The 9,658-nt window shown below is 70.0% G+C and carries 11 protein-coding genes; 2 read left to right on the forward strand and 9 right to left on the reverse strand.

What is annotated here, in order from left to right:
- Positions 1 to 25: 25 nt before the first annotated feature.
- From ABDZ92_RS02340 to ABDZ92_RS02360, 5 genes are all read right to left on the reverse strand, one after another.
- The gene (locus tag ABDZ92_RS02340) at positions 26 to 685 is read right to left on the reverse strand and encodes a F0F1 ATP synthase subunit B family protein (protein WP_125959022.1); all 660 of its coding nucleotides are present in this window, start codon (positions 683 to 685) and stop codon (positions 26 to 28) included.
- On the reverse strand, positions 678 to 1,172 hold the full coding sequence (locus tag ABDZ92_RS02345; RefSeq protein ID WP_125959023.1) for a F0F1 ATP synthase subunit B family protein: 495 nt from the start codon (positions 1,170 to 1,172) through the stop codon (positions 678 to 680). Before ABDZ92_RS02345 ends, ABDZ92_RS02340 begins: the two co-directional genes overlap by 8 nt.
- A gap of 78 nt (positions 1,173 to 1,250) precedes the next feature.
- The gene (locus ABDZ92_RS02350; RefSeq protein ID WP_055927075.1) at positions 1,251 to 1,478 is read right to left on the reverse strand and encodes a F0F1 ATP synthase subunit C; all 228 of its coding nucleotides are present in this window, start codon (positions 1,476 to 1,478) and stop codon (positions 1,251 to 1,253) included.
- Positions 1,479 to 1,516: 38 nt separating this feature from the next.
- Positions 1,517 to 2,308 (reverse strand): F0F1 ATP synthase subunit A, encoded by a 792-nt coding sequence (locus tag ABDZ92_RS02355; protein WP_125959024.1) that lies wholly within the window; start codon positions 2,306 to 2,308, stop codon positions 1,517 to 1,519.
- Between the two features lie 35 nt (positions 2,309 to 2,343).
- Positions 2,344 to 2,664 carry an AtpZ/AtpI family protein gene (locus tag ABDZ92_RS02360; RefSeq protein WP_125959025.1) on the reverse strand — a complete coding sequence of 107 codons (321 nt, stop codon included), beginning with the start codon at positions 2,662 to 2,664 and terminating at the stop codon, positions 2,344 to 2,346.
- Between the two features lie 240 nt (positions 2,665 to 2,904).
- Between ABDZ92_RS02360 and ABDZ92_RS02365 the strand changes: the two genes are divergently transcribed.
- On the forward strand, positions 2,905 to 3,309 hold the full coding sequence (locus ABDZ92_RS02365; protein WP_206432113.1) for a hypothetical protein: 405 nt from the start codon (positions 2,905 to 2,907) through the stop codon (positions 3,307 to 3,309).
- Positions 3,310 to 3,315: 6 nt separating this feature from the next.
- Here the strand turns inward: ABDZ92_RS02365 and ABDZ92_RS02370 are convergent, their stop codons facing one another.
- The 4 genes from ABDZ92_RS02370 to ABDZ92_RS02385 all read right to left on the reverse strand — a co-directional run bounded on the left by ABDZ92_RS02370 (position 3,316) and on the right by ABDZ92_RS02385 (position 8,563).
- Positions 3,316 to 4,620: a cation:proton antiporter gene (locus ABDZ92_RS02370; protein WP_125959026.1), complete on the reverse strand. Its 1,305-nt coding sequence runs from the start codon at positions 4,618 to 4,620 to the stop codon at positions 3,316 to 3,318.
- A 152-nt stretch (positions 4,621 to 4,772) separates the two neighbouring features.
- Positions 4,773 to 5,156 (reverse strand): YdbL family probable chaperone protein, encoded by a 384-nt coding sequence (locus tag ABDZ92_RS02375; protein WP_125959027.1) that lies wholly within the window; start codon positions 5,154 to 5,156, stop codon positions 4,773 to 4,775.
- Positions 5,156 to 5,341, reverse strand: a complete 186-nt coding sequence (locus ABDZ92_RS02380) for a YnbE family lipoprotein (RefSeq protein WP_241211690.1) — start codon at positions 5,339 to 5,341, stop codon at positions 5,156 to 5,158. The genes ABDZ92_RS02375 and ABDZ92_RS02380 overlap by 1 nt, the downstream gene beginning before the upstream one ends.
- A 21-nt stretch (positions 5,342 to 5,362) precedes the next feature.
- Positions 5,363 to 8,563, reverse strand: coding sequence for an intermembrane phospholipid transport YdbH family protein (locus tag ABDZ92_RS02385; protein ID WP_241211691.1), 3,201 nt, complete (start codon positions 8,561 to 8,563; stop codon positions 5,363 to 5,365).
- 92 nt (positions 8,564 to 8,655) lie between these two features.
- Between ABDZ92_RS02385 and radC the strand changes: the two genes are divergently transcribed.
- Entirely contained in the window at positions 8,656 to 9,354 is a 699-nt protein-coding gene (gene radC / locus ABDZ92_RS02390; RefSeq protein ID WP_125959030.1) for a RadC family protein, read from the forward strand.
- The last annotated feature ends 304 nt before the right edge of the window (positions 9,355 to 9,658 follow it).

Raw genomic sequence — 9,658 nt, forward strand, 5'->3', positions numbered from 1 at the left:
CGGGGTCCCCGCCCATGTCTTTAGATCAGTGCGGTCGGCCGAGCCCCGCGCCCAGACCGGCGATGGTGCGGTCGATCAGCGTGCGGTCGCCCTCGGTACCCAGCCGCTCGGCGATCAGCGATGCCGCCGCCTTGGCAGCCGCGTCGGCGGCCTTGGCGCGCACCTCGGCGATCGCCTGGCGCTCGGCCGCAGCGATGCGATCCTCGGCCATCTTTGCGCGACGGCTGGTCAGTTCCTGCGCGTCGGCCTCGGCCTTGGCGACGATGGCCGCCGCCTCGGCATGGGCGTGCTCGCGCATCGCCGCTGCCTCTGCCTCGGCCTGCTGCGCCTTGAGCGCATATTCGGCCTTCAGCGCCTCGGCCTCGGCACGCAGGCGCTTGGCCTCGTCGAGCTGGGTACGGATTGTCGCGATCCGCGTGTCCAGCACGCCGGCGATGCCCTTGTGCGCACGCCGCCACACCAGCAGCAGGATCGTGAGCAGGGCGGCAACCGCCACCCAACCGGTCGAATCCATGCCCCAGGCGGTGGGGCTCGGCTCGTGATGCTGATCCGGAACGCCGGTGCTGTGCATCGGCTCGGCCGTCAGCCCGTCCTCACCGCGGATCGGCTGCTTCTCCAGCGGCTCCAGCGCCGCGGCATGGTCCAGTCGTTCGGCCACGATCGTCGATCCGTTCACATTAGCCATGGGTCACCGCCTTGCGGACGGCGTCGGCGGCAGCCTCGCGGCTGACCTCGATGCCCGCCAGCTTGGCGACGATGCCCTGGGCGGCGTCGGCGGCGACGTCCTCCAGGCTGGCGAGCGCGCTCGCACGGGCCTGGTTGACCTCGACCTCGGCCGCATCCAGGCGGGCCTGCATGGCGGCATTGGCAGCCTTGGCACGCTCGGCGGCGTCGGCGGTCGCCTTCGCCTTGGCGGCGTTGGTTTCGGCAAGCGCAGCCTGGCGGGCCTCCGCCATGCGGGTGCGCCATGCCTCTTCGGTCGCGTCGGCTTCCTGGCCGGCGCGCGTGGCGGCGGCGAGGTCGTCGGCGATCTGCGCGTCGCGCTTTTCGACCGTGCCCTGGATCCTCGGCACCATGCCCCGCCCGATCCCGAAATAGATCAGGCCGAACACGATCAGCAGCCAGAAGATCTGCGAGGCATAGGTCGCAGCGATCTGTTCGATTTGCGGCATGGTGGTTCCCGTTCGTTCGCGTGTGCTTCCGTCACCGGCCGCCTGCCCGCATGGGCGACGGCCGGTCACGAAAAGAAGTTACGCGACGAAGATCAGCAGCACCGCGACGACGAACGCGAGCAGGCCCAGAAGCTCGGCGGCGGCGAAGCCGATGAACAGGCGGCCCTGCTGGCCGTCGGCGGCACCCGGGTTGCGCAGCGCGCCTTCGAGGAACTTGGCGAAGACGTTGCCCACGCCGAGTGCGGCAAGGCCCGCACCGATGGCTGCGAGACCGGCACCGAGCAGCTTTGCGGCTTCTGCGTCCATGATAAAACTCCTGTTGGGTATCTGTTTGGTTGAAAAGATCAGTGCAGGTTGACGGCGTCGTTCAGGTAGAGCGACGTCAACAGCGCGAACACGTAAGCCTGGATGGCGCACACCAGCAGCTCGAGCAGGGTGATGCCGATCATCAGGATGAAGCTGGGGATGGCCACCAGCGGCGCGACCCACACGGCGTCTGCATTGAGGCCGTTGATCACGAAGCCCGCCAGCACCTTCAGCAGGATGTGGCCCGCCGTCATCGCGACGAACAGTCGGAGACCGAGGCTGAACGGGCGCACCAGGAACGAGAACAGCTCGACCACCGGGATCAGCCACAGCAGCCACCAGGGCGTTCCGTGCGGCACGAACAGCGAGAAGAAGTGCAGGCCGTGGCGCGAGAAGCCGACGATCAGCACCAGCGCGAAGCTGATGATCGCCAGCACGCCGGTGACGGTCAGGTGGCTGGTGACGGTGAACGGATGCACGCCCGGGACCAGGCCGAACGGCAGCAGGCCCAGGATGTTCGCGATCAGGATGAACATGAACAGCGAGAAGACATAGGGCAGGAAGCGCTTGCCCTCCGGCCCGATGTTCGCCGTCAGCATGTCGCCGATGAAGCCGGTGAAGCTCTCCACCGCCATCTGCCAGCGACCGGGGACGGTCTGCCCCTTCATGCCGCCGAGCATGAACAGCCACAGGACGACAAGCGTCGCGACCATCCACAGCGCGGAGTTGGTGAAGGCAATATTATACCCGAACAGGTTCCAGCTCTGACCGAACACGGGTTCGATCAGGAACTGATGCATCGGGTCGATCTTGGATCCGCCTTGCGCCACGTTTCTTCCAACCGCCAATACGACGAACGCCCGGGTTATTCCGGGCGCTCGCCAGCAATCTTGATGATGTTCCTGAACCCGGCGCCTACCCCAAGGGCAAGCAGCGTGAGCAGGAGCCAGGGCGACGTTCCGAACCAGCGGTCAAGCAACCAGCCGATCAGCGCGCCGCCGACAAGGGACCCGAGGAGCGTCGCGAGCACGCGGTTGCCGAGCGAATAATTCCGATCGACCCCCGCCTTCGCACGCCCCGTCCGCACGGCCTCCGCATGATTCGCTTGTTTCAGCCGCTGTTCCAGCGACGTGAGACGCGAATCCTCGGAACCATAAGGGTCCTGCCCGGGGCCGTTTTCCGCCATGCGCCATCCTCTCCTAAAGCATTGTTCGGGGGAGGAACGCATGTACGGCGAGCAACCCCGCCAAGGCGGCGCCCGTTTAGGAAGGGGTGCGTTTCAAGTCAACCTTTGTAACAGTTCTGCACCGCCTGCTGCGGCACGCGTGCAGCATCGCTGCAACAGGGCCCCGCGCGCTGCTTGCGCGTTGCCAAGCCGGCGGCTTCGGGCAATGTTCTGCAAAAGGGAATTCGGGGGGAGCAAGCCGTGCGCAAACTCGCCAGGCGCCTGTTCGAGGGCGCCCGCATGACCGACGAGGAATATCGGGCCAATCTGAACGGGATCAACATCTTCTTCGGGGCGGTGCTGGGCTTCGTCCTGGCAGGCACCGAGACGCTGGAGACCGCCGGCTTCACGCTGGTGCTGGTGCTGTGCTCCGCGATCGTGATCAGCATCCTCTACATCTCGTCCAGCAAGCGGCTGCTCGTCTATTTCGTCTACACCGCGGTCGGGATCGCCTGCCTGCCGCAGGTGGTGGCGCTGATCGGTCCCGCGGGCACGACGCTGCCGCCCAAGCTGATGCCGACCCTGGCCGTGTGGACGGCGATGACCGCGTTCGTCGAGTTCGCGCCCCGTGCCCGGCCGGGGGACACCGCCGCCCCCCGGCCGTGACCGGCATCAGCGCGCGGCGACCGCCTCGCGCGCGCTGATGCCCTCTTCCTCGGACAAGGTGCCCAGCGCGCCGGTGCTGCGTGCGCGGCGGCCATAGACCAGCTCGAACAACGGCGACGCCATCAGCGTCGTCAGGATCGCCATCAGCACCAGGATCGAGAACAGCGCCGGGCCGATGATGCCGCGCTGCAGCCCGATGTTGATGATGATCAGCTCCATCAGCCCCCGCGCGTTCATCAGCGCACCGATGCCGAGCGCGGTCGGATTGTCCTGCCCGGTCAGCCGCGCCGCCGCCCAGCAGGCGCCGCCCTTGGCCAGCACCGACGCGGCAAGGATCGCGAGCGTGACGCCCAGCAGCCCCAGATTGTCGACCAATGTCAGCTGGGTGTTGAGGCCGGAGAAGGCGAAGAACATCGGCAGCAGCAGCACCACCGTCACCGGCTCCAGCTGGCGGCGCAGCCCCTCGGCAAACACCCCGCGCGGCATGACCACGCCCAGCAGGAAGCCGCCGAACACCGCATGCATGCCCACCGCGTCCATCGCGAAGGCCGCGCCCAGGAACAGCATCAGCGCGATCGCGAGATCGCCCTGCGCAATCCCGCCGCGCGCTTCCGCCCGGCGCCCGAGCGGCGCCAGCAGGCGCGGCCCCAGGCCCAGCACGACCACGGCGAACAGGATCGCGCCACCGATCGCCTTCACCGCCACCATCGGCCCGTCGCCAAAGGTCGCGAGCACCACCGCCAGCACCGTCCAGGCCCCGGCATCGTCGATCGCGCCCGCAGACAGCGAGAGGGTGCCGAGCGGGGTGCCCGAAAGCCCGCGCTCGTGGATGATGCGCGCCAGCATCGGAAAGGCGGTGATCGCGATGCACGCGCCCATGAACAGCGTCGCCTGCATCTGGGTGACGCTGGGCGTGAACAGGCCGGGGATGCCGATCAGCCAGGGCGTGATCGCGACTGCCACCAGGAACGGGGCCGCCATGCCGGACAGCGACACCGCGGCCGCGCTCCCGGCATTGCTGCGGAAATGATCGGCGCGAAAGCCCAGCCCGACCAGGAACATGTAGAGCCCCACGCCCAGCTGCGCGCCGGCGTAAAGGATGCCGCGTGCTTCCTTGGGAAACAGCATCGCCTGGAGATCGGGCGCGAGCAGTCCGAACAGCGATGGGCCCAGGATGACCCCCGCGATCATCTCCCCCACGACCTGCGGCTGTCCCAGGTAGCGCCGGGCAAGCCAGCCCACGCCGCGGGAAACCGCGACGATCGCAAACAATTGCAAAAAGAAGATCACACTCAGCTGCGCCGGTGCCATTTCGCCCCTCCCCCCATTCAGCCGCAGTTTCGGCCGGTGCCTTGGCGGCACGGCGCGAAATCTACGCCTCGGAGCGGCGGTCGACAATGGGGCGCAGACGCCCGAGCGCGGCCGGTCCGCCGCCGCTCCCGCGGAAACGGCGGCTCAGGCGATCAGACGCAGCGCGGGTCGCGCTCCGGCGCGCCGGCGCCGCGGGTCTTCCAGCTGCCGTCGGGGCCCTTGTACTTCTCGCCCGGCCGGGTCTTTGCGATCAGGTTGCAGCCCGACACAAAGGCGAACTGCTCCACGGTCGCGCCGTTGCTGGCGCCGCGGGTATAGGCGGCCTTGCGCTTGATGTTGATGCTGTTGACCAGCGCGCGCAGCTCCGGCGTGGCACTGCCGACGATCCCGAGATAGCCGTCGGGCTGCTCGCCGACCTTGCCGGCCTCGCGCGCAGCCTCATAGGCCGGGTCGCGCTGGGCCCAGGCAGCACCCGCCATGCCGGTGACCGCCACCGCCGCTGCGGCCGCGAACACGATCTTCATTCCGTTGCGCATCAGAAAATCCCCGGGTTCTGCTGGATCAGGCTCTTCGCCTCGCCATCCAGACGATACACCACTTCCTGCGTGATGTTGATGTTCAGGTTGATCTCGATCGGCTTGTCCGGCGCGCTCACGTTCACGCACCCGCCCGTCGCCGCCACGGTCGCGACGCCGAGCGCCGCCGCCATCCACCTATGCATCTGCACGCCTCATCGTGTTGTTCATGGTCTATCGTCGCTTTCCGGGGGCTGAACGGGCCGGGTCGCGCCCGGCGTCACTGGCTCCGGCGCGGGCGTCCCGCCCTGCTGTTCCTGCGCTTCCATCAGCGCGGGCAGGTTGCGCTCGATCAGCCGGCCCGGATCATAATAGCTCTGCACCGAGTCGATCAGCTGGCGGAAAGGCGCCTTGATCCGGACGTTGAAGACGAGCGGCAGCCGCGCAAGCCGCCGGATCAGGAAGTTGGAGCTGGTGCCCTCGCCCTGGCTCACGCCGGCAAAGCGGATCGCGGTGATCATCTCGCCCGCCAGCGGCCCGTTCATCTCCAGCGTGAGGTTGCGGTAATCTAGGCTCTTCAGCGCCTGGAACGCCAGATTGCCCCAGAAGCCGACGTCCTCCTTGGTCACTTCGCCCACATAGGCGATGTTGCCGCCGCCCTCGCGCGCCACCAGCCGACCGCCCTCGATGCGGCCGCCGCGCTGGTCGAAGATCATCGGCAGCACCCCGTCGAAGGTGCCGCTGGCGCTCAGATTCTTGAACTCGAACTCCTGGAGGAACAGGCCCGCATCCACCCCCGTCACGCGGAAGGTCATGCGCCGGTCCTTTTGGGGCGAAAAGTCGAGCACGGTCGGCTCCAGCACCATCTCGCCGCCCGCGAGCGGCCAGCGCCCGCCCTCGATCTGGATGCGCTGCTCCGGGATCAGCCGATAGCGCAGCTGCCCGTCCTTGAACGGGATGCCCGGATTGGCCTCGCCGATGGTGAGCAGCTGGTTCGGCGCCGTCACCAGCCCCAGGAGGTCGGTGAAGTGGACCTCGCCCGAAATGCCGGTCGCGGGGCCGAACGCCGCCGCAAGCTCGGCGTCTTCGGTGCGGAACGTGCCGGTGCTGGTCACGCCCTGCCCGTTCCAGGCGATGTGCCCGTCGCCCGACACAACGGCCTTCACATCGGCGATCACGCCGAAGGTGAGCGGCGTCAGCTCCTCGGGCTGGAAGTCGTCGGCAAAGGCGATGCCCGGCACCTTGAGGTCGGCGGTGCCCGCACCCGTCCCGAGTTCGTGCGTGATGGCGACCGTCGCCACCGTCACCTGCTTGGCAGGATGCTTGAGCGTGCCGGTCGCGGTGATGGTGTTGCCCGCGAGCGTCAGCGCGACATCGTCGCTCGCCATCGTTTCGAAGCGCCGCTGCTCGCCGGTCTGGGTGTCGTCGAGCTTCAGCCCGCCGGCGAGCTTCAGCACGCCGCCGGCAAAGCGCCAGTCGCCCGCCGCGCCCGACAGCAGCAGCGGCACGTTGGCGATCTGCCCGGCCGCATCGGCGAAGCGCCCGCCGACGCTGCCGTCCCCAATCCGCCCCTCCAGCCGACCCGCGTCGATCCGCGTCACCCGCTCCGGCGCCCCCAGCCGGCTCTCCACGCCCTCGAGCGCGAAGTCGAGGCGGGCGAGGTCCATCCGCCCGCCGCGCATCGCCAGCGTCACCGGGGTGCCGCCCAGCCGTCCGTCAAGCCGCGTCGCACCCAGTCGCGCGCCGCCGCCCAGCCCGGCCCGGTTGACCGCCACCAGCGCCCGGTCGGTGGGACAGAGCCGCAGCCGTGCAGGGTTCAGCACCAGCGAGGACACGGCCAGCCGCTGCCACGCGACGGTCGTGCAGTCCGGGTTCACCGCCACCGCGGCACCCCCGTCCCAGCGCCCCGACAGCGGCACCACCAGCCCGTCGACGCGCCCGTCCGCCAGCGGCCCGCTCAGCGTCGCCTGGGTGTCGAAACGGGTGCTGCCGTCGCCCGCGCGGGTGAAGCGCACGGGGGTGAGCGCCAGCCGTGCGCCGCCCGCCGCATAGGGCCGGACGATCGCGGTGCCGGTGACAGCGCCGCCGGGCTGCGCCTGCGCCAGCTGGACCGCCGCCTCGGGCAAGCCGCCGCCGCCGATCGTCAGCGTGCCGTTGAGCGATGCCCTGCCGTCCGGCCAGCCATAGGCGACGCCCTCGGCGCCCGAGAGCACGACCTGCGCGCCGCTCGCGGCCTGTGCCGACAGTCGCCGCACCACGACCCGGCCGCCCTTGGCGCCGTTTGTGGCGTCCAGTTCTGCGCCCGCGTCGAATCGCCGGCCCGCGGCGACGCCGGCCCTGGCGATCGCCGCCATCAGCGGCCCGACCGGCGATCCCGCGCCCGCCTCGGCCAGCCCGGCGACCTGCCGCAGCGTCGCGGCCGGCAACGCAGCGCCGCGCACCTGGGCATTGCCCTGGAAGGCCTGCTCCGCCCCGACCCGGTAGCGGCCGTCGATCGCCAGCGCCTCGCCGCCGATCCCGGCCGCGGCGAACGCACCGCTCTCCAGCGCCGCCCGCCCCTGCGTGTCACGCGCGCTGCCGGTGAAGTCGACGCGGCCCTTCACGCCGCGCACCCGGGCGCCGGCGCCCGCCACCTCGGCGGCGGCAAGCTCGGCGCGCCCCTGCCAGCGATCCAGCCGCTCGCCCAGCGTCAGGTCGATACGAGTGGCAAGCCCCGCCAGGCGGGTGTCGCCGCACGCAAGCGACCCGGCCCGCACCGGCCCTTCAATCGTCGGCCGAGCGTCGGCGATCCGGATCGCCACCGCCGCGCGCAGCTGCCCGGCCGTGCACGCATCGCCGATCCCCAGCCGATCGGACACCGCCGCGAGACTGCCCGAAAACCCGTCGTCCAGCCGCCCGCTGCCGGTGAGCTTCAGCCCCACCACGCCGCCCGGCGTCTCCAGCCGCATGCGTGCGTCGCCGATCTGCGCGTCGAGTTCGGGCAGCGCGAACGGCTTGCCCGAGGGGGCCGGCATCAGCTTGTCGATCGCGCCCAGCGACACCTTGCCGTCGACCAGCCGCCCGCGCAGCCGCACCCGGCCCACCCGCACGCCCGTTACCTCCGGCCCGCGCAGCGTCATGCGCGTGCGCAGCTCCGCCCAGTCGGCGACGAGATCCGGGTTGCGGGGGTCGCCGATCACCACGTCGGTCAGCCGCTGGCGGCCGAAGCTCAGGTCGGAAATCTTGTAGCGGGCAGGCACGCCCCGGTCGGCCAGCGCGCGGCGCACGAAGCTGTCGGCGATCGGACGGCGGTTGAACCACAGCGCGACCAGCGCCAGCAGCAGGACGAGCGCCACCGCCAGCGCCGCGCGCCTGCGACGCGACCAGCGCCGCCGCCCGGGCAGGTCATCCGGCGTGTCGGTCTTCCCGGGCGTCACGCGGATTGCCACTCTCCCATCGCCAGCGATCGTTACGGCCCCCTCCGGACGGGTCAAGCACCACGATTGCACCCGGCGTCTGCACCGCCTAGCCTCAACGCGCCATGAACGCATCCGCCCCGCCTGGGCCCAGCACCGACGGCACCGGCCATCGCGCACGGCTGCGCGGCCGGCTGCTCGACGACGGCGGCGAGGCGCTGCTCGACCATGAGCTGATCGAGTATCTGCTCGCCCTCGCCATCCCGCGCCGCGACACCAAGCCGCTTGCCAAGGCGCTGCTGCACGAGTTCGGCGGGCTGGGCGGGCTGCTGTCGGCCGATCCCCGCGCCATCGCCCGCGTGCCGGGGATGGGCGACACCGCCGTCGCCGCGCTCAAGATCGCCCATGCGTCGGCAATCCGCATGCTGCGCGGCGAGATGGCGGCGCGGCCGGTGCTGTCCAATTGGCAGGCGGTGCTCGACTATCTGCACGCCGAAATGGCCTATCACAGCATCGAGCGGGTGCGCGTCCTGCACCTCAACGTCCGCAACATGCTGATCCGCGACGAACTCGTGGCGGAGGGCTCGATCGACCAGGCGCCCATCTATGCGCGCGAAGTGATCCGCCGCGCGATCGAGCTCGGCTCGGCGGCGATCATCCTGGTCCACAACCATCCCAGCGGGGACGTGACCCCCAGCCGCGCCGACATCGACCTCACACGCATCGTGATGCAGGCGGCCAGGCACCTCGACATTGCTGTGCACGACCACATCGTCATCGGCACCCAAGGCCATACCAGCCTGCGCGCCAAGGGGCTGATGTAGGGGCGGCGGGGTTCCCGCAGGTGGAATCAGGAGAAGCGCACGCGTTGCGTATCCACGCCAGATCACCGCAACTGGGCCCCGGCCTCCGCCGGGGTACGAAGAAGGCACAAGGGTAGGAAGTCGGCGCGGGTGGCGCGTTGATCGGCAAACCATCCCGTACCCCGGCGAAGGCCGGGGTCCAGCTGGGGGACGTCTCAGCAGGGGCGCGGACCCTTCACCCTGTTTCCGGCAAATCTGGCGCTCCCTCCCGAATACCGACGCTCCACACCCACGGCGAAGCGCCCACCCAACAACGCAAACGGAC

This window comes from Sphingomonas molluscorum, assembly GCF_039522995.1.
Classification (GTDB): domain Bacteria; phylum Pseudomonadota; class Alphaproteobacteria; order Sphingomonadales; family Sphingomonadaceae; genus Sphingomonas; species Sphingomonas molluscorum.

What these genes read in the sequence shown, in the direction of transcription:
- ABDZ92_RS02340 (WP_125959022.1), bottom strand. Translation starts at nt 685, where the DNA reads ATGGCTAATGTGAACGGATCGACGATCGTGGCCGAACGACTGGACCAT.
- ABDZ92_RS02345 (WP_125959023.1), bottom strand. Translation starts at nt 1,172, where the DNA reads ATGCCGCAAATCGAACAGATCGCTGCGACCTATGCCTCGCAGATCTTC.
- ABDZ92_RS02350 (WP_055927075.1), bottom strand. Translation starts at nt 1,478, where the DNA reads ATGGACGCAGAAGCCGCAAAGCTGCTCGGTGCCGGTCTCGCAGCCATC.
- ABDZ92_RS02360 (WP_125959025.1), bottom strand. Translation starts at nt 2,664, where the DNA reads ATGGCGGAAAACGGCCCCGGGCAGGACCCTTATGGTTCCGAGGATTCG.
- ABDZ92_RS02370 (WP_125959026.1), bottom strand. Translation starts at nt 4,620, where the DNA reads ATGGCACCGGCGCAGCTGAGTGTGATCTTCTTTTTGCAATTGTTTGCG.
- ABDZ92_RS02375 (WP_125959027.1), bottom strand. Translation starts at nt 5,156, where the DNA reads ATGCGCAACGGAATGAAGATCGTGTTCGCGGCCGCAGCGGCGGTGGCG.
- ABDZ92_RS02380 (WP_241211690.1), bottom strand. Translation starts at nt 5,341, where the DNA reads ATGCATAGGTGGATGGCGGCGGCGCTCGGCGTCGCGACCGTGGCGGCG.
- radC (WP_125959030.1), top strand. Translation starts at nt 8,656, where the DNA reads ATGAACGCATCCGCCCCGCCTGGGCCCAGCACCGACGGCACCGGCCAT.